Source organism: Sebaldella termitidis ATCC 33386, assembly GCF_000024405.1.
Taxonomy (GTDB): Bacteria; Fusobacteriota; Fusobacteriia; order Fusobacteriales; family Leptotrichiaceae; genus Sebaldella; species Sebaldella termitidis.
In genome coordinates, this window is record NC_013517.1 from 1,455,846 (window position 1) to 1,476,454 (window position 20,609).

The window sequence follows — 20,609 nt, forward strand, 5'->3', positions numbered from 1 at the left end:
GAGGTGTATTTATTTTATTGATATAGTTTAAAAGACAGCTTTAAATGTAACTCCTGCTTTGTAATCTTCTCTATCGTCATTTCCCATGCTGTATTCTCCAGTAAGAAAAATTCCGTATCTGTCTTTTATTTCTACCCCTATTTCTGCTCTTGTTCTAAAAGTTCCTTTTTCTTCTTCAGGCTTAGAAAGCTTGTGGTATCCGTCTTCTATAGTAATTAATCTTGCTTTTTCTCTTTCGTTAAGATCTGCCAGTTCGTATTCATAAGCAAAATCAAGATTTCCTTTTAGATTCCACACTGATTTATTTCCTAAAGGAAGACTGCCCTGAAGCTCCATTCCCACACGTGGTTTGGCACTCCAAGCGTCATTGCCTTCTACCTCAAGTCTTTCAAGACCATTTTCACTGAATGTAGGTCTTGTTACATACATTGCCCTGAAAGCACCATAAGGCATAATACTTACATTTTTTGAAAGATCAAATTCTTTCCCGAAAATATTGTCAGATGTAATGCTGTAAGCTTCATATGAGGCATCCATACTTGATTTTCCGCTGTTCTGCCAGTTTATATTTCTGTCTACATTATGGAAACTTACTCTTCCTGTAAGATCATTTTTCAGCTTCCATCCGTTTGTTTCATATTTATTATGAACACCGAGCTGGATTGTATCAGCTTTATCTTCACTGTCATTTCCGTCATTAAGGTCAAATCCCGTATGCAGATATCCGAGTGAATATCCGAATGTATGTCTGTATGTACGTTCTACCTCTCTCAGAGCAAGAACACCTGCTGTAGTATAGTCGTATCCTGTAATTCCGTCTGTTTCTTCTTTATTCTTACCTTTTCCGCCTATAATATTAATTTTTACATTTTCTTTTGTATTATTTTCGGAATTTTGCATAAAAGCCAGTGAATTTTCAAATGATCTGGCTATATCATATTCTCTCTGGTTCATATTGGCGTAGATATTACCAGCAAGACTCGCCATTGCATCTCTGAAAGAATACTCGTCAGTAATATAGTTTATTTTATCATAGATTTTTCTTCCTTCACCTGTTGTTACAGAGTATTTATCATTTAATACACCGGCGAATTCTTCATACCAAAGACCTTCTGCAAACTCGTTATAGTCCTTTCTTGTCATTACAAGGTCACTTCCTGATGCAGTGGCATCCCATGTGAGCGACTGTGAAATATATTCTCCTTTTCCTGTAGTACCTTTAAAAATATTTTCAAATACATATCTGTCAGCTGCTGTACCTGTTGCGAAGTCAGGAGCTACTTCAATTCTGTCAGGTATAACCCCGCCGAATCCTACCTGGCTTGAAGAGCTTGTAGTAGGAGTATTCGTAGAAGGATCTATTGTTACAATAACACGTATTCCGTCATAATTGAAATTTCCGCCTACATTTATGTTTATTACCCCGGAGTTTACAAGAGACGGCATATCAGGAAGCTCATAATACTTTGATGTAGATCCCTTTGAGGCACCTGTGCTGTCAAGAATATTTGATAATTCCACAGTAGGAGTATAAGCAATTCCCACACCTGTTCCGGTAATATTGATAATACCGTTGTTAACCAGTTTTGTGGAATCACCTGCAAGATATATACCTGTTACATCATTCCCTGTTACATTTATTACCGCACTAGAATCATTGTAAATATAAGCACCGTTTTGCCCGGCAATACCGATTACATTATTTCCTGTAAGATTAATTGTTCCATAGTTTCTTACAGTGGAATTATCTGCGAATATTCCTTTTGCATTATTGCCAGTACCTGTAATAGTTCCGTAGTTTTCTGTAACACCGGCACCTTTTGAATAAATACCTATTCCGTCACTGCCTATCTGTATTGTATTTCCCGCATTATTTGTAATATTGGAATTTTCTCCGTATATTCCCACAGAATATCCGGTTTTATATTTAATTCCGTTTGGAGCCGTATATTCAGTAAGAACGGAGTCTCCGAGTATAATATCGGCATTATTTGTGATAGTGCTGTTTTTAGCATAGATACCTATATTTGATGTACCTGTATTTCCGGTAATATTGGCATTGTTAACAACAGAACCTCCGTTTTTCAGATAGTATCCTATATTATTCGATCCTGTCATTGTAACAGCAGCATTGTTCGTCACATCAAGCACTGAATCTGCAAAGGTAAATATACTGTCATTACCTGTTACTGCTGCCTGACTGTTAATAAATACAGGAGCAGTAGAGCCTGAAAATACAAATCCGTAAGAAGAGTCTCCTATGGTAACGGCAGAGTTATTTGTAAGTGTTCCAGTCTGATTTAATGCATAAACACCTATGGCATTATTTCCTCCCACAGCAATAGATGAACCGGAATTCAGATTTAGTGTTCCCCCGTTTGTATAAATACCTGTTCCTCCGTTTCCGGCAGTTACAGAACCTGAATTAGTGACAGTTCCGTTGATATTATAGATACCTATTGAATTATCACCAGCATTTATATTTCCTGTATTGGAAATTGATCCGGCAATACCGTCCTGATAAATGCCTACACCCGGCTGGTCAGGATCAGAAGAATTTCCAATTAGAATATTACCTGTATTAGAAATATTATGATTTCCCGAAGCATATATTCCTATTGACTGTTCGCCTGCAAGATCTATTTTATTATCATTCGTTATTTGGACTGCACCTGCTGCGGTATTTTCCGAATATATACCGACAGCTTTATTTCCTGTTCCGTTTATTTCGGCAGTTCCCAGATTTTCGGCACGGATACCGTCACTTAAGAATATACCTGTTGATTCTTCTCCAACATTGATAATTCCGTTATTATTTACGACATATGCTCCTGCTCCGGCAGCATATATACCTACTGATTGTTTTCCAACGCTGACAGTTCCTTCGTTTCTTCCGCTTGCTCCTCCTGTAAGATACATTCCCGCAGATGAATCTGCAAGACTTATAATTCCTAAATTTGTTCCCTCTTCTGCAGCGGTGTAGCCTTCGCCTGAAAAGTAAAATGGTTTAGAAGCATATTGTCCGCTTAGTACCATACCTGAAACATTATTTCCGGCAGAAGTTACATTAGAGCCTGTACCAAATAAAACTATTGAGTTTAGCCCGTTTACAAGCGATCCGTTGGAACCTAAGGCAGCAGATGTACTGTTATAATAGTCCCCGCCTATCATATTGCCGAAGACATAAGTAGAACCCGGTGTCGCACTTATAGTAAACGGATTTGTAGTAGCAAGGCTTGAACCTGCATCTGTAACCACAAGAGTAATATTCTGGCCGTTTACTGAAATACTGCCTCCGGTATTATTAAAGGTACTTCCGTTAGTCAGATAATATCCTACAGCGTTATCCCCGTTCAGGTTAAGATTTCCGCCGCTGATAGTTCCTGTGGAATTAGAAGCGTAAACACCAATTCCGTTTTTACCGACTGTTATTGTTCCGTCATTTATATTCAATGTCGAATCAGTTACATAAACGCCGATCCCGCTTTCTCCGCTGGAAACATCAATGTTCGAGCCTGAATTCAGATTAATTACTGAATCTGGCCGCGAGAGAGTATTTTTTACGTATATTCCATATCCGCCATGTGTTGTATCTGTAGAAATAATATTGGCATTATTATCTATTCTGATCTGACCGTTTCCATATGTTTCGGCCGTTCCCTGAAGATAATTTGTACCGTAAATTCCGATACTTTTATTTCCTATATTCAAAGTTCCGTTGTTTGTAACCAGTGATCCGTTAGCTCCGTATAAAGCAACTGATTCTGTACCGGATACTTTTACCGTACCTGTATTATTAATTTTACCGAAATCAGTCAGGATACCTGTAGAGCTGTTTCCTGCCAGATCAATTGTTCCGCTGTTGTTAATAGTAATTTTATCTCTGTCTGCGGCTGCTGAGCCTGTTCCGTAGTTTACCTGTCCCACGGCAAGCTGATTTACGCCTGATCCGCTTATTACATTACCAGAGTTTACATCAATACTGGAATTTATAAAATCGGATCTGTTATAAAACAGTGAATTGTTATCAAGACTTATATTTTCATCTATAATAAGCTTTCCTTTTAGCAGTGAAAACGGTATATAGTTAGGATTGCTCGAAGATGATATTTTCACATTCGCAGTAATATTAGCACCCGGAGCAAATGATGTTGTTACTGAACTAAGTGTTATCGGTGATGACGGAGAATCTAATATTGCCAGTTTTGAAGTATCGCTTGTCAGATTTAGTTCAAGAACCCCTGAACCTGCTACAAAACTTCCAAGGTAAGTAGCAAGGTCCCCAACAGATGAGAATGCTATTCCGCCTGCATTAATGTCAACTACTGTATTTCCTGATACATTTAATTTACCTGATCCGCTTCCAAGGGCAAAGATTCCGCCGTTATTTATTACAGATTTGAAAGAACCAGACAGATTAACTGCAGAATTATCCATATATATACCCACAGCACCGTTTTCTGCTGTTATTGTTCCGCCGGACAGATTTGTTACTGTAGTACTTCCGGTAGTATAAAGACCGGCACCGTCCTGTGAAGATACAGAAATATTTCCTGCACTCATACTGAATTCACCGGAGTTATAAACACCTACCTGGCTTTTGTCAGTACCAAGCGCTGTAAGTGCTATTGTTCCTGTATTAGTTCCTTTTCCGTTTGAACCTATATACATTCCTATTGCTTTATCTGATGATGCAAGCGAAGTAATAGTTCCTGCATTTGTAATATTACCAAAATTTGCAGAAGAAGCTCCTTCGGAATACATTCCTGTTACACTGGCTCCCAGAGAAAGCAGTCCGTTGTTTGTAATAGAAGAAGTATTACCGGCAGTTGCTTTGGAATACATTCCTATTCCTGATGTAACATTATCAATTGTTACATTACCGTTATATGAAATATTGGAATTTTCAGCAAAGATACCAACACTGTTTCCGTCAGTTATTTCGATACTTCCTGTATTATTTGCACCTGTTCCCGTACTTCCTGCCGATGCGTAAATACCTACTCCTGAAGTGGAAGAGTCTACTTTTATGGAACCTTTATTTGAAATATCAGATTTCTCGGAATAAACACCAATTACAGTCCCTGTACCTTTCAGATCTATGTTTGATGCAGAAGTAAGTACTATAGAAGCATCGCTTGCATTAAGAATATTTTTTGAATATATTCCAAATGCATCTCCTGTAACTCCTCCGGAAATTGTTTTTATATCTTTTTCATTAGTTATATTTATTTTATCGTTTCCATAACCCAGTACTGATGAAGTCTTGGTACCGTCAAAATAATTCTGTCCGTATATTCCCACAGAACCTGAACCGAATTCGATTAATCCTGAATTTACTGCTTCAGATCCGTTGGCAGTATATATACCTATGGAATTCGTTCCGAGCTTGATCTGTCCTGTAGAAGTATTTTTGATTGCAGTATAATCCCCGGCTATACCTGTAGACTGATTTCCTGTTAAGGCTATAGTACCGTTATTAGTCAGTTTTCTGTCATTGACATTTACAGAACCGGATTTATTTTTCTGAACAATGGCAACCTGACCTGCAGCAGTACCATTTACTGTAGTACTGTTAGTTACAGTGATATCAGAATTCAAAAACTGAATTTTGCCGTAAGAGCCGGTATCAAGGTTAGATTCCGCATCATTGTCCAGAGACAGATTGAATCCATTCATAACATAGCCTTTGTATCCGCTTCCCACAAAGTTAAAGAAACCTGTAGTAAGATCAGGAAGCCCCGTAAATGCAGTTATACTTGCAGATGAGCCTGCTGTATCCACATAAAGGATACTTGATCCGGCAGCCATATTTACAGTAAGATTTGATGCCCCTGTAAATGCTGCTTTTAATGAACCGGCTACTGTAGATATATCAGCCACACTGTCGACTTTTGTATAAAGAACCATTCCTCCTGCATCTACCTGTGCTGTAGCAGGAGCAGTAATATTATATTTCCCTGTAATTGTATTAGAAGAATTCAGAAAATTATAAAACAGAAGTCCGCCAGCCTCAGCTTTCAGGATATTACTTCCGGAAAGATTAATAGTGGAGTTATCACCTGAGAATAAAGCAATTCCTCCGTCCTTAGCTGTTATAGTTCCGCCGCTTACAGTAGTTCCGGCAGTATTATCCGAATAAATACCTATTGCATTTTCTGCGGAAGAAACTATAGAACCGCTTCCCATAGTAAATGTTCCTGCATTATAAACACCCACAGACTTTTGACCTGTAATATTTATAGTTCCTACATTGTTCCCAGAAGCTGCTGTTCCTCCGGAAGTACCGAATACTGCCATACCCTGTGACTCTTGTCCGTTTATATTGATGGTTCCCGTATTTGTTCCGTATCCTCCGTTTATAGCAAGAATCCCAGTAGTATTTTTCAGATTATTTCCAATTGTCAGTACAGCATTATTGGAAACAAAAGTCCGCTGACTTCCGAGTGAAGTTTTGTCATTGGCCAGCAACACTACATTATTAACAGCTGTATTTACGGCATTACTGTTATTTACTGTAATATCTCTGTCCAAAGCTATTCCGAATTTATCAGTTCTTATTAATGTACTGTTTGATGCCGTATCCCCGAATTCCAGACTTTCTATCTTAGCATTTGTAAGGCTCATGGTACCTGTATGAGTATTGTTATAGTTGGAACTTCTCAGGAAGCCGACATTTTGTGTTCCGTTTACCTTTATATTAAGATTTGTGATATTAGCAATTACATCAGCAGCAGTACCGATACGTTTTTCCAGTGAAATTCCCACATTTTTGGTTCCGTTTATTTCGATCCCGCCGTTAGCGCTTTTGCTTCCGTCAATATATGTTTTATCATAATAATCATCGTTGAAGATATTCTTAACTCTCAAAGCATAGTTATCATGATTGTTTACTTCAATGTATCCTGATTTTAAAAGGGCATTTAATCCGTTGTAATATTGTCCGAAATCTACACCTATACTATTGTCACTGTTAATAATTATTTTACCTTCATTGATTGTTTCAGCAGGAGTAACAAACTGCGCACCTTCCGAATCTATATTTATTCCGACTATATATGATCCGCTTGCCAAAGTTATCGTCCCCGTATTTTTTAGTATAGAGGTAGCATGTGTATTACTGCCGGGCTGGTAGGTAAGAAGCTGATGTTCAATTCCTGTCAGAGGCTGTGTTCCCTGATTATTTAATGTAAGATTTCCTCTAAAATCAAATACTCTTGAAACAGGGCTTTTTCCTACATCATAGGGGTTTAAACTTATGAAACGAACTTGTCCGGTAGGAGAGTTATTATTTACAATCCAGTCACCATCTATTATTACATCAATATCTGCGGCTGAGTTTATTATAGCAGCAGGTGACGATGTTGATGCGGTTGTTCCCGAATAATAACTTGTAGTCCCTGATGTTGTGTAAGAAAAATCACCAGAAATATTAGAAGATGTTCCTGTGGTTATCGTAACAGGGGTAGTTGCTGTTACATCGTTATAGTTATTTATCATTGTAGCACTTGTAAGCGTAAGCGAAGGTGCACGTCCCTGTCCGAATCCAGTCGCCACAAAGTTTAGTGTCGGCGGATCAAATGTTGCCGGCGGTGTTATTACCGGATTAATCGGATCAAAGCTTCCTACGACCACGGTAGTCGGCGACGGCGGTGTTATTGTAACCGATGCCGGCGGTGTAGGAGCGGATATTGAAGGAACCGTAAATGATTTTATCGGCGGTATTACAGGAATAATAGTATCTACCTGAGGGCTTTCAGGTGTTACCGGAGTTACCGAAGGCATTGCCGGTTTACTGATATTCAATGCTATAGGCTGCCTGTCAGGCTCTTTCACAAAAAGACCTATACCAAGATCTATTTCCTTGGGCTGCTGCAGCGAGAGCAGCGGTTTACCGTATAGTCCGTTTATCTGACCGCCTGTTGCGACAAAGTTGCCGTTACTGTCATAATATCCTTCTACATGTGAATGGTATTTTGCACTTTTGGATGTATTATCAACACCTTCATTATATTCGTTGTAAAAACCGCTGAAAAATACCTGCCATTCAAGATATTCCGGTTTCATAACATAATCACTCTGCAGATATAAATCTTTGAGCTCTTTGTTTTTTTGGTTGAGTATTCGTTCGATTAACTTGTAAGATTCATTGTTGGATTTATTTGAATTTAAGTTCTTAATCATTTTGTCGTATAATCGGTCATATTTGGCTGATGCACTGGACATTGGAGCAATAACTGCATTCAAAGCTAAAAACAGCAATAACTTATTTTGAGTTTTCATATTTACCTCCTTAATTTGTTAATATTGTGTATAAATTTTTTTATTGATTTACAATAAAATTTATAGAAAATTAGTATGATTATACTATAAAAATTAAAAAATGTCAACAAATTTTAAATTAACAAATGGTATTTAACGATGTTTTTGAAAGGCGGAATAAGAATGTTTTATAAATAATTTTAATTAAAAATTTCATATTATTATCAGTAAATATAGCGTTTAGTTTAGAAAGATAGGTTTTAGGGGTATTGGAAAATTAATTTTTTCGTTTAAAAAACTTTCGATTAATAACTGGATGAAGTTAAAAATATGGATTTGTAAAAAAATTTAGATAAGATAAAATGGAATTTTTTATGAGAGCCTGTTAAACAAGCGCTTTTCAGGCTCTCTTTATTTTGCCTTAAAATTATAAATTGGTTTTATGGTGTCAAGGACTTCAAGAGAAGGTGCAATAACAGGCAATATAGCATTTACAGGCTTATAAGCAGCAGGAAGCTCATCAATGCAATACTGTGCAGTAGTAGTGTATACACCTGACATTATTTCGTTTACATTGCTGTCCTTCAGCTGTTCGTTTGCCTTTGTTCTCGATAAAACACGGCCTGCACCGTGGGGAGCAGAGCAGTTCCAGTCCTCATTGCCTTTTCCTTTTCCGAGAATTATTCCGTCTCTCATGTTAAACGGTATGATTATAAGCTCATCTTTTTTGGCAGATATTGCTCCCTTTCTTAAAACAGGATTTTTACCGGAAAAATCTATATAGTTATGTGTACTGTTTATAATATCTTGTTTTTCAAGGATATAATCTCTTTCAAGAAGCTCGTAAATTTCACCAAGCATAGCAATTCTGTTATAGTATGCGAAATTCTGGGCTATGTCAAGATCTCTGAAATAACCGTCATTTCCGTCAATTAATTCTATATTTTGGGGGAAATAAGACTTTCTTTCATTTTTGATGAAGTCTTCTATTTCGGCATGTCTGTTTTCAGCTTTTAATTTTTCTACTTTTTCACGTAATTCCAGATTAAATTCTTCCAATTCCTTGTTTTTTTCTCTGGATTCTTTAATATAATGTTCGGCAACTTTCAATCCGAAATTTCTGCTTCCGCTGTGTACTGTAAGATAATAATAATGCTCGCCGTTTTTTGGCTTATACCCCATTTCTATAAAGTGGTTGCCTCCGCCCAATGAACAAAGGCTGTTTTTTACATCTTCGTAGTTAATAACAGTAATAGTATCACATAATTTTTTTAATTTTTTATCAAAATCCTGAGATACATATTTTTCATATCTTAATGAGTTTTTATTTCTGTTGATTCCTGACGGAATATTATTTTTTATAGTTTTATCAAGATAATTAAGATCAATGTTTTTATCAGACTTAAAAATCATCATAGTAACGCCGCAGCCTATATCTACTCCGACAAATGCAGGATTAACAAGAGAAGAAGTCATTTCCTGCGTAAATCCTATACATGATCCCTTTCCTAAATGACAGTCAGGCATAATTCTGATTTTCTGGTCTTTATAGTGCTCCTGTTCATGAATGCTTATGATTTGGTTTTTTGTTTGTTCATCAATTAAGTCTGCAAATATTTTTAAACTCATTGCTGCTCCTTTCAAATTTTAATTTTATAAATATTTTGTATAAAAAAAACTTCCTTTAAGGAAGTCATGAAAACATAATTATTACTATTCAGGAAATAGAAGCCGGGAGGCTGTTATCCTTTATTATATTTGTAATATATACGGATTTATTAAAAAAATTCCGCTTTATATTTTCTGCTTCACTAAAATATTTTTTTTCTGATATATAGGCTGGTATATCCAGCGTGTGTATTTCACTGCACATTAAAAAATCAGCATTATTAAAACTAATAAAAGCCGGCTTTTGATATAAATTACCAGTTGTAAAATATTGATTTCTAATATTTTTCACAATGAAAACCTCCATAAATATAAATCAGATGAAAAAATTATAACAAAATTTTTATAAGAAGTCTATAAATATTTTATGATCAGCAGATATTTATTATTTAAATAGAAGCTTAAGAAAACTTTGGTTAATTTATTCTGATAAATATAGTATAATGTAAAGATAAAACAGCAGATGTTACCAGAAAAGGAACATATTTAGAGAAAATATAAATAAAATCAATAAAAAATAATCAAAGGTGGGCAGCTATGAAAAAAGTTATTTTGTCGTTATTAGTATTATTATCAGTTATTTCAGTTTCAGAGAGAGCAGTTTATTATTATGGAGTAAATGATACTGTTATTCTGGGAAAGCTTGTCAGGGAAAAAATAAAAAATCCTGCGGGATATAACAGAAATGCAGTTATTTATCCTTATTTTATAGTTTTTGAAAATCCTGTAGATGTGAAAAAAACATCAGATACAGAGATAAGAAACAGATATGAAATATTTGATCCTGTATATAATGTTTCGCGGATTCAGCTGAACTTTGATTCCGCAAAAATAGAACCAGATCAATTAACAGGGAAAACAGTGAGGGTTACCGGTTTTCTTCTTCATTCCAATTCCAGATATCATTATACAGAAATAATATTGGATGTGGATAAAATAGAGGCAGTGGCAGAATAAAATTATAAGGCAGACCGTTTGAAACAGAATTACATTTTTTATAAATTTTAATGATAAATAATAAAACAGGAGAGTTTTCATAATGACCTCCTGTTTTATTTTATTATGAAATAATCAAAATTTTTATGCACAAAAAGTAGTTGTATTGAAGTATAATTTTATTTCTGAAAAAAAATTGACAAACTTGTTTAAATAAGTTATGATAAAGCAGGAACAACAAGTCTGGGATAGTATTCTTAGACTGAGGCAGATTATATTTTGTGTAAAGGAGAAAAAGATGACAGATTATAAAAAGATGAGTGTATATCAGATTTATCCAAAAAGCTTTCAGGACAGTAATGGTGACGGAATAGGAGATATTAACGGGATAATCAGCAGGCTTCCTTATATTGCAGAGCTGGGGGTAGAATATATATGGCTGACACCGATATATATAAGTCCGGGTAATGATAACGGATATGATATTGCAGATTACTATAATATAGACCCTGTTTACGGAACAACAGATGATTTCAAAAATCTTCTTCATGAAACACATAAAAGAGGGCTGAAAGTAATGATGGACATTGTGGTCAATCATACGTCGACAGAGCATATATGGTTCAAAGAATCATCAAAATCAGAAGATAATCCATACAGAAATTTTTATATCTGGAAAAAAAATGAAGGTAAACTTCCTAACAACTGGGTATCGAAGTTTGGAGGACCGGTCTGGACACTGGATGAAAGAACAGACAGCTATTATCTTCATTTATATGATGTTACACAAGCTGATCTAAACTGGGAATATGAACCTATGAGACAGGAAATATATAAAATGATGAGACACTGGCTGGATCTCGGGATTGACGGATTCCGTCTTGATGTAATAAATCTTTTGTCAAAAGATCAGAATTTTCCTTATGATACTCTTAATACTTTTACGGATGACGGAAGAAAATATTATACAGACGGTCCTAAAATACATGATTATCTGAAAGAAATGAATAAAGAAGTGTTTAGCAGATATAACAATGTAATAACAGTGGGAGAGATGTCTTCTACATCGCTGGAAGCATGTATAGAATATACAAAGCCGGAGAGTAAAGAGCTTTCAATGATTTTTAGCTTTCATCATCTGAAAACAGATTATAAAAATAAAGATAAATGGGAATTACAAAAACCTGATATCATGGAGCTTAAGGAATATTTTACAAAATGGCAGAACGGAATGGAGAAGGAAAGCGGGTGGAGTGCTTTATTCTGGTGTAATCATGATCAGCCCCGTATAGTGAGCCGTATGGGAAATGAAACTGAATACAGATATGAATCTGCCGCTATGCTTGCCACACTTCTGCATATGATGCAGGGAACACCTTATATTTATCAGGGGGAAGAGATCGGAATGCTGAATGCACATTTTGATAAAATTACTGATTATGAAGATGTGGAATCGCTTAATGCATATAAAAATATGATAAATGCAGGAAAAAGTGAAGAGGAAGCACTTAAAATTTTACGAGAACGTTCTCGGGATAATTCAAGAACACCGGTTCAGTGGGATAATACTGAAAATTCAGGGTTCAGCACAGGAAAACCATGGATAAAAATGGGGAAGATGGCAGACAGAATAAATGTTGAAGAAGATCTAAAAAATGAAAAATCTGTATTTTCTTATTACAAGAAGCTGATAAATATGAGAAAAGAATATGATATTATAAGAGACGGAAATTTCACAATACTGGATGCTGATTCGGAAGATACATTTATTTATACACGTGAGACCGAGAGGGAAGTTCTTTATGTAATATGTAATCTTACAGATAAAACACTGGAAATAGATAAAAAAATAACAGACAGCGCAGCAGGCGGAAAGTGCCTTATTACAAATACAGATATACCATGTGAAAAGGGTATGCTGAAACCATATGAAACAAGTGTCTGGCTTCTAAAAAAGTAACAGATGTCAGTTTGAAAATAATTATAACAGGAAAAATCCCTGAATAGCGGAATAATATGATACTGTATTAAAACAACAGTTTCATCCAGATATTCAGGGGATTTTTTATTACAAAATTTTTATAAAAAATAAAGTTATGATATAATGATGGAAAAAAGGGACAGGTGAGAAGAAAAATGGCAGTATTTGATGATTTTATGAAGCTTGATATACGTGTAGGAGAAATAATTGATGTTCAGGAATTTCCGGAAGCAAGGAAACCGGCTTATAAAGTATGGGTTGATTTTGGCGAGGAAATAGGAGTGAAAAAATCCAGTGCCCAGATAACTGATTTATATAAACCGGAAGATATAAAGGGGAAACAAGTATTGGGAGTGGTTAATTTTCCGCCCAGACAGATCGGAGCTTTTATGTCTGAGGTTTTAGTCCTGGGGGTGTATGGTGAAAAAGGCGTGGTACTTATTCAGCCCGATTCGGGAATTAATGTAAAAAACGGCGATAAGCTGGGGTAAGGATTTATTGCATATTTGATAAGATGAAGGTGAAAAATGAAGAATGATTTTGACGAAATTGTTTGTGAAATGGCATCAATACTTAAAGTAGTTTTTACTGAGCTTTTTAATAATAATGAAAAGTTTTACTATTGTACATTTTTAACCACCGGGGAAGGTCTGCCCCCTCTGATATCTGCCTGGTCGGAGGAAGCTTTAAAGAGAGAAGGCAGTTTATATAAAAATGCTGATGAATACAGAGAAATAAAATGGTCTTATGCTGACAGTCCTTATTATGCATTCAGATATGAAAGGTTTAGTCATATTTTTTCTTCACGTCCTCTAATGGCGACTATGAATGAAAAAGAATGGGAGAAGGAATTTCTGTTTAGGCTGAATGCAATGGAAACAGCAGTAAGACAGGTCGATAAAGAGGGAATCTTTTCTATAAATCAGAAAAGAGAAGATATTTGTGTGGAAGTAGGAACAATGCCCCCGGATAAATTAACAACAGAAATAACAAAACGTCTGAATAATCCGGATTCTTTGATCATGAAAGAATATATGGCAGAAGCAGCCGAATAAAAATAATATATCTAATAAAAAAGCTGTATCAAAAGTATAATATTACTTCTGATACAGCTGTATTTTTATCTGTTGAATACCAAGTAAATCATTATGCAGGAAGATTAATATTATAGCTTAATGTATAGCCGTCGCTGTCTATTAATATAACATCATTTTCCTTTACTTCATTTGCAAGAATCATTTTTGAAAGATTAGTTTCTATATCTTTCTGTACGAATCTTCTCAAAGGTCTTGCCCCGTAGCTCGGGTCATAAGCCTCTTTTACTATAAAATCAAGAGCTGCATCTGTGTATTCTATTCTCATATACTGTTCTTTTAATTTTTTATTGATATCGTCAAGAACAAGACGTACAATTCCTTTTACATTATCTCTGTCAAGTGCCTTGAAGACAATAGTATCATCCACTCTGTTCAAAAACTCAGGTCTGAATCTCATCTTAAGTTCATTCATTACCCCGTCTCTTGTTTCCTGTTTCATTTCAGGATCTTCAAGAATGAGATGGCTTCCCAAGTTTGATGTCATTATAATTATTGAGTTTTTAAAGTCTACTACTTTACCTTTTCCGTCTGTGAGTCTTCCGTCGTCAAGGAGCTGTAATAAAACATTGAATACATCAGGGTGTGCCTTTTCTATTTCATCAAAAAGTATAACAGAATATGGTTTTCTTCTGATAGCCTCAGTAAGCTGTCCGCCCTCTTCGTATCCGACATATCCCGGAGGTGCTCCGATTAGTCTGGTAACACTGAATTTATCCATATATTCACTCATATCGATTCTGACAATATTATTTTCATCATCAAATAAATTATATGCAAGAGTTTTTGCAAGATAAGTCTTACCAACACCTGTGGGACCAAGGAATATAAATGATCCGATCGGTCTGTTCGGGTCTTTCAGTCCTGCACGTGATCTGATAATAGTATCACTGATGGCTTTGATAGCTTCATCCTGACCGACTACTCTTGCTTTCAGGTGATCTTCAAGATGGAGTATTTTATCTTTTTCACCTTCCATTAGTTTTGATACAGGGATACCAGTCCATTTTCCGACTACTTCTGCTATTTCTTCACTGTCAAGCTCTTGTTTCAGCAGTCTTGCACTGTCTTTTTTTGTTTCCAGATCTGCCTCTTCCTGCTCTTTCTTTTTCTCAAGTGCAGCAAGCTTACCGTATTTTAATTCGGCAAGTTTATTCAGGTCATAAACCCTTTCGGCTTCCTGAATATCTAATTTTACTTTATCAATTTCCTCGTTTATTTTCTTTAATGTGTCGACTTCATGCTTTTCAGCTTCCCATTGACTCTGAAGAGTGCTTTTCTTTTCATTAAGGTCTGCAAGCTCTTTTTCCAGAGATTCAAGCCTGTCCTGTGAAGCCTTGTCTTTTTCTTTTTTCAGCGCTTCTCTCTCTATTTCAAGCTGTAATACCTTTCTTGTAACTTCATCAAGCTCTGTAGGCATAGAGTCTATTTCTGTCTTTATTTTTGCAGAAGCCTCATCAATAAGATCAATTGCCTTATCCGGTAAAAATCTGTCGCTTATATATCTGTCACTCATAACAGCAGCTGCTACAAGCGCATTATCAGTAATTCTGATACCATGGAAAGTCTCGAATTTTTCTTTCAGTCCACGCAGTATGGAAATAGTATCCTCTACAGAAGATTCAGGCACTAAAACAGGCTGGAATCTACGCTCAAGGGCAGGATCCTTTTCTATATATTTTCTGTATTCTTCTATTGTGGTAGCCCCTATAACCTTGGCATCACCACGGGCAAGCATAGGCTTTAGAAGATTTCCCGCATCCATAGCTCCGTCGCCTTTTCCTGCACCGACAATAGTATGTACCTCATCTATAAAAAGTATAATTCTTCCGTCACTGTCTTCTATTTCTTTAATAACTGCTTTTAATCTTTCCTCGAATTCACCTCTGTATTTGGCACCGGAAATAAGCGAACCCATATCAAGCGAGAATACAGTCTTGTCTTTCAGACTCTCAGGTACGTCTCCTTTAAGTATTCTCTGTGCTATTCCTTCTGCAATGGCTGTTTTACCGACACCGGGCTCACCTATAAGAATAGGATTGTTTTTTGTTCTTCTTGAAAGAATCTGTATAGCACGTCTTATTTCTGTATCTCTTCCTATAATAGGGTCAATTTTACCTTTTCTTGCCAGTTCCACAAGATCTTTACCGTATTTTTCCAGAGCATCGTATGAATTCTCAGGAGTAGTATTATCTACTCTTTTATTTCCTCTTACATCGGCAAGAACATTTTCAAACTGGTCTTTATTTATATTATTAGCCTTTAAGAAATTATTATTATCAAAAGCAGCTAAAAACAAGTGCTCTGTGCTGATATAAGAATCATGATATTTTTTCATATAATCTTCTGCCTGTACAAGAACTCTGTTTAACTCCACATTAGGTCTCGGATCTCCTGATGAACCCTCTACTTTTGAAAATGAGTCCAGCTTAGCTGATAATTTATTTATAAGATTAGATGTATTTATTCCCATTTTTTGTAAAAGCTTAGGGATTAATCCTTCCATCTGGCCGACTAATGCAAGCAGTAAATGCTCTACCTTCATATCCGGACTTTTATATCTGACAGCGTAGTTATGCGCCTCTGAGATGGCTTCCACGCTTTTTTCAGTAAATTTATTTTCCATATAATCACCTCATATTTATTTAGCACTCACCTGTTTAGAGTGCTAATAATTTTATATCATTTTCACAGTAAAATGTCAATAGTAAAATTAAAAAAAATAAAAATTTTTTTTATGCGGATAATTTGAAGCTTCAGCAGAGAATTTACCGAGGAAGAAATATTTTTTCTTTAAGAAAATAACAAAAAATATGAATATTATAAAAAAAGTATATTTTTGTTTTTTGTATATAATTAATATGGTAAAATAGTTTATGGAAGATTAAAAACACGGAATAAGAAGTCGGAGATTTTGAATAAAAAGCATTGAAGATATTAAGGGAAATGAGATTTTAAAAAATCCTTTCAAAAAATTATGAACGATTTTGTAGTTTTCTTTTTACATTTTATGATGTAAATTATTAGTGTATCAGAGGTGATAAAAATGTTGTCGAAAAAAAGTCTGGATATTTTGACACTGCTGGATGAAGCAGGGGAATTAAAAGAAATAGCAAATAAACTGAATTTATCAGAACGGGCAATCAGATATGAAATAGAGAATCTGAATTACTATCTGACAAAATTCGGATTTGATGAAATTCAGATAATCTCAAGAAAAGTGGAGAAACCGGAAAATTTAAATTACAATACTGTTCTGGAATATCTTAACAAGGAAAATTATACATATTCCAAAGAAGAAAGAACAGACTATATTCTGGCAAATTATCTGTTTAATTCACAAAATTTGAAACAGATAAATCTTGAAGAAAATCTGAATGTAAGCTCTACCACCGTGGCTAATGATATGGCAAGGGTAAAAGATGTTCTCTCCTTAAATAAGCTTGAGTTTAACAGCTATTCTAAGGATTTCGAGTATATAGAGGGAGCTGAAAAGAATATAAGACGTTATATTCTGAACTTTTTGCTCGAGTATTTATTTATTACGAAAAAGTATCCCGGTGAGATAATGGTAAAAGAGGTCATAGAAAATTATTTTTCTGATATAGACCTGAACTATATAAGGGAATTCATAAAGAAAATACAGGAAAAAATAGGAAAGATAATATCTGATGAAGCATATAAGATTCTTACTCTGTATCTTTTGATAATGATAAAGAGAGTAAGAGAGGGAAAAGTGCTGGGAGAGATAAAAAATCCCGTCTTTATAACATCAAGCGACGAATTTAAGATAATATCCGTAATAATCAGCAGCCTGGAAAAAAATGCCCTCGTAAAATTCAGCAATCAGGAAATAATGGCTTTTTCCGAATATGTTCTCGGAAGTCATTCGTATAACTTTGATTATTCATATTATGAAAACTGGATACAGCTGGAAATACTTGTAAATAAATTAATTGTAGATATTAACAGCAAGATAGATACTAATATTTTAGGAGACAACATATTATTTGAAGGTCTTTTGAATCATCTAAAGCCTGCTATATACAGAATAAAGCAGGGAATAAAACTGGAAAATGCTATTTATGAGGAGGTATTGGATAATTACCCGGAACTCTTTTTAATGATAAAAGATTCCATGACAAAACTGATACACTATCTGGAAGTAGAAATAAACGATGACGAAATCGCCTTTGTAACAATACACTTTAAGGAAGCCATAGACAGAAGGGCAGAAAAAGCCCTGAAAAATGTAATAATAGTATGCGGCTTCGGATACGGCAGTTCAAAGCTGCTGAAAGAAAATATAAAAAAATACTTTGAGGTAAATGTGGTAAACACCCTGCCTATGCATAAATTCGAAGAAATAACAGACTTTAACAATATCGATCTTATTATAACAACAGTACCTATAAAGGAGGAAAAGATTCCGGTAATACATGTAAATCCCATACTTACAAAAGAGGATCTGGAAAAGCTTGAATCTTACGGACTGGATAAAGAAAGAAAACTGATATATCTCGAAGAGCTGCTAGAAATAATAAAGGAGCATGCGGAGATAAAAGATGAAGCAGGACTTATAGAAAGTCTTACAGAGAAATATAAAAATAAAATAACATTTAATGTAGAAAATAAGAAGCATAATCTGGAAATAATTCTCGGGAAAGAGAATATATACACTAATCTGACATTTGATTCATGGGAGAACGCTCTTTATTTCGGGGGAGAAGTACTTGAGCAAAAAGGAGCGGTAAGCCCGGATTATGTGGAAAGTATTATAAATATACTAAAAACACATGGAAGCTATATGGTAATAAACGAGCATATTCTTCTGGCACACGGAAGAAATGAGGATAATGTTTTTGAAACATCAATGATACTTATGACTCTGAAGGACTATATAGAATTCCCCAATGATAAAAAGATAAAGATAATTATTCTTTTCTCCAGCAGGGATAATCAGGAGCATCTTAATGCACTGCTTAAGCTTACCGAGCTTCTGGACGAAAGGGATCTGTATAACCAGATAAAGGATCTGGAAACAAGCGGGGAAATATATGAGAAAATATTAAGCTTAACAGAGGAAAATTAAATAAGTGAATAAAAAATAACATAAATTTAGAAAAATAAGAAAAAATTGGGAGGAAATAAAAATGAGCGATAATTCAGCAAGAGTACAGGTGCAGAAATTCGGAAGATTTCTAAGCGCCATGGTAATGCCAAATATAGGTGCTTTTATAGCTTGGGGACTTATAACAGCGTTATTTATAGAAAAAGGATGGTTTCCAAATGAAAGTCTGGCTACTTTGGTAGGACCTATGATATCATATCTTCTGCCCCTTTTAATAGGGTATACAGGGGGTACAATAGTAGGCGGAAAAAGAGGAGGAGTAGTTGGTGCCATTACTACAATGGGTGTAGTAGTTGGAGCTGATATTCCGATGTTTCTTGGAGCAATGATAGCAGGACCTCTTGGAGGATTTGCAATAAAAGCTTTTGATAAATTTATTGAAGGAAAAATCAAACCGGGATTTGAAATGCTTATAAATAACTTCTCAGCAGGAATCATAGGAATGATACTTGCAATAGTAGCATTTAAGGCAATAGGACCAGCAGTACAGTTTTTGACAAAGGGTCTGATGTTTGCAGTAAACCAGTTAGTGGCAATGAAGCTTTTACCATTGGTTTCTATAGTAATAGAGCCGGCAAAAATCTTTTTCCTTAATAATGCGGTAAATCACGGAATCTTTACACCGCTGGGAACAGAACAGGTTACACAAATGGGAAAATCTATCTTCTTCTTAATAGAAGCTAATCCGGGACCTGGATTAGGAATCTTACTGGCTTACACTGTTTTTGGAAAAGGAAATGCAAAGCAGTCAGCGCCGGGAGCAATAATAATACACTTTTTAGGTGGAATACACGAAATTTACTTTCCGTACGTATTAATGAATCCGGCATTATTCTTAGCGGTAATAGCTGGAGGAATGACAGGAGTAGCTACAAATATGCTTTTAGGTACAGGACTTGTGGGGCCGGCTTCTCCGGGAAGTATAATAGCAATAGGGCTTGTTACAGCTAAAGGAAGTATGCTGGGTGTAATGCTGTCAGTACTTCTTGCCACAGTAGTGTCTTTCCTTGTAGCTTCAGTATTTGTAAAAAGAGCAGCATCAAATGTCGATGACGATGAATTTGAGGCAGCAGCAAGTAAAATGGCAGACTTAAAAGGCGGAAAAGCAGGAGCAGATATAGCTGATATAAACAGCGGTGAAATCAGAAAAATAATAGTAGCATGTGATGCCGGAATGGGTTCAAGTGCCATGGGGGCAAGCCTTCTGAAAAAGAGAGTGCAGAATGCTGGGCTTAATATAATAGTAGAAAATAAGGCAATTAATGAAATACCAAAGGATGCCGATATGATAATAACTCATCAGGATCTGACTGCAAGAGCGAAAGGCGTGGCGCCTGAGAAGATTCATTTATCTTTGACAAACTTTGTAGACGGAGATTTTTATGACGAGGTAGTGAAAAAATTAAAAAAGTAGACGGCTCATCGGACACAAATCTGGATAATCCAGATGTTCCTCAAACTGGTGAGCAGAAGAAAGAGGAAATTTTAAAGCAGTCAAATATTAAGCTGGGGCTGGCTTCGGTATCAAAGGAAGAAG

Annotated in this window: 9 protein-coding genes; 6 read left to right on the forward strand and 3 right to left on the reverse strand. The window is 35.5% G+C overall.

The window, feature by feature from the left end:
• Positions 1 to 27: 27 nt before the first annotated feature.
• Together STERM_RS06755 and STERM_RS06760 are read right to left on the reverse strand one after the other, a co-directional pair.
• Positions 28 to 8,283, reverse strand: coding sequence for an autotransporter domain-containing protein (locus STERM_RS06755; RefSeq protein ID WP_012860834.1), 8,256 nt, complete (start codon positions 8,281 to 8,283; stop codon positions 28 to 30).
• 390 nt (positions 8,284 to 8,673) lie between these two features.
• The gene (locus STERM_RS06760; protein WP_012860835.1) at positions 8,674 to 9,891 is read right to left on the reverse strand and encodes an RtcB family protein; all 1,218 of its coding nucleotides are present in this window, start codon (positions 9,889 to 9,891) and stop codon (positions 8,674 to 8,676) included.
• A gap of 576 nt (positions 9,892 to 10,467) precedes the next feature.
• Between STERM_RS06760 and STERM_RS06770 the strand changes: the two genes are divergently transcribed.
• The 4 genes from STERM_RS06770 (at position 10,468) to STERM_RS06785 (ending at position 13,902) form a co-directional block, all read left to right on the forward strand.
• The gene (locus tag STERM_RS06770) at positions 10,468 to 10,887 is read left to right on the forward strand and encodes a DUF4431 domain-containing protein (protein WP_012860837.1); all 420 of its coding nucleotides are present in this window, start codon (positions 10,468 to 10,470) and stop codon (positions 10,885 to 10,887) included.
• A 277-nt stretch (positions 10,888 to 11,164) separates the two neighbouring features.
• Complete coding sequence (locus STERM_RS06775) at positions 11,165 to 12,826, forward strand: alpha,alpha-phosphotrehalase (protein ID WP_012860838.1); 1,662 nt, start codon at positions 11,165 to 11,167, stop codon at positions 12,824 to 12,826.
• 176 nt (positions 12,827 to 13,002) lie between these two features.
• Entirely contained in the window at positions 13,003 to 13,338 is a 336-nt protein-coding gene (locus STERM_RS06780; RefSeq protein WP_012860839.1) for a tRNA-binding protein, read from the forward strand.
• Positions 13,339 to 13,374: 36 nt separating this feature from the next.
• A complete protein-coding gene (locus STERM_RS06785) occupies positions 13,375 to 13,902 on the forward strand; it encodes a DUF4303 domain-containing protein (protein WP_012860840.1) in 528 nt (175 codons plus the stop codon).
• A 91-nt stretch (positions 13,903 to 13,993) separates the two neighbouring features.
• On the opposite strand, the gene clpB is transcribed toward STERM_RS06785, so the two are convergent.
• Entirely contained in the window at positions 13,994 to 16,567 is a 2,574-nt protein-coding gene (gene clpB / locus STERM_RS06790) for an ATP-dependent chaperone ClpB (protein ID WP_012860841.1), read from the reverse strand.
• Positions 16,568 to 16,987: 420 nt separating this feature from the next.
• Between clpB and STERM_RS06795 the strand changes: the two genes are divergently transcribed.
• Both STERM_RS06795 and STERM_RS06800 read left to right on the forward strand, forming a co-directional pair.
• Positions 16,988 to 19,033: a BglG family transcription antiterminator gene (locus STERM_RS06795; protein WP_012860842.1), complete on the forward strand. Its 2,046-nt coding sequence runs from the start codon at positions 16,988 to 16,990 to the stop codon at positions 19,031 to 19,033.
• Between the two features lie 61 nt (positions 19,034 to 19,094).
• Positions 19,095 to 20,486, forward strand: a complete 1,392-nt coding sequence (locus STERM_RS06800; RefSeq protein WP_041309848.1) for a PTS mannitol transporter subunit IIBC — start codon at positions 19,095 to 19,097, stop codon at positions 20,484 to 20,486.
• The last annotated feature ends 123 nt before the right edge of the window (positions 20,487 to 20,609 follow it).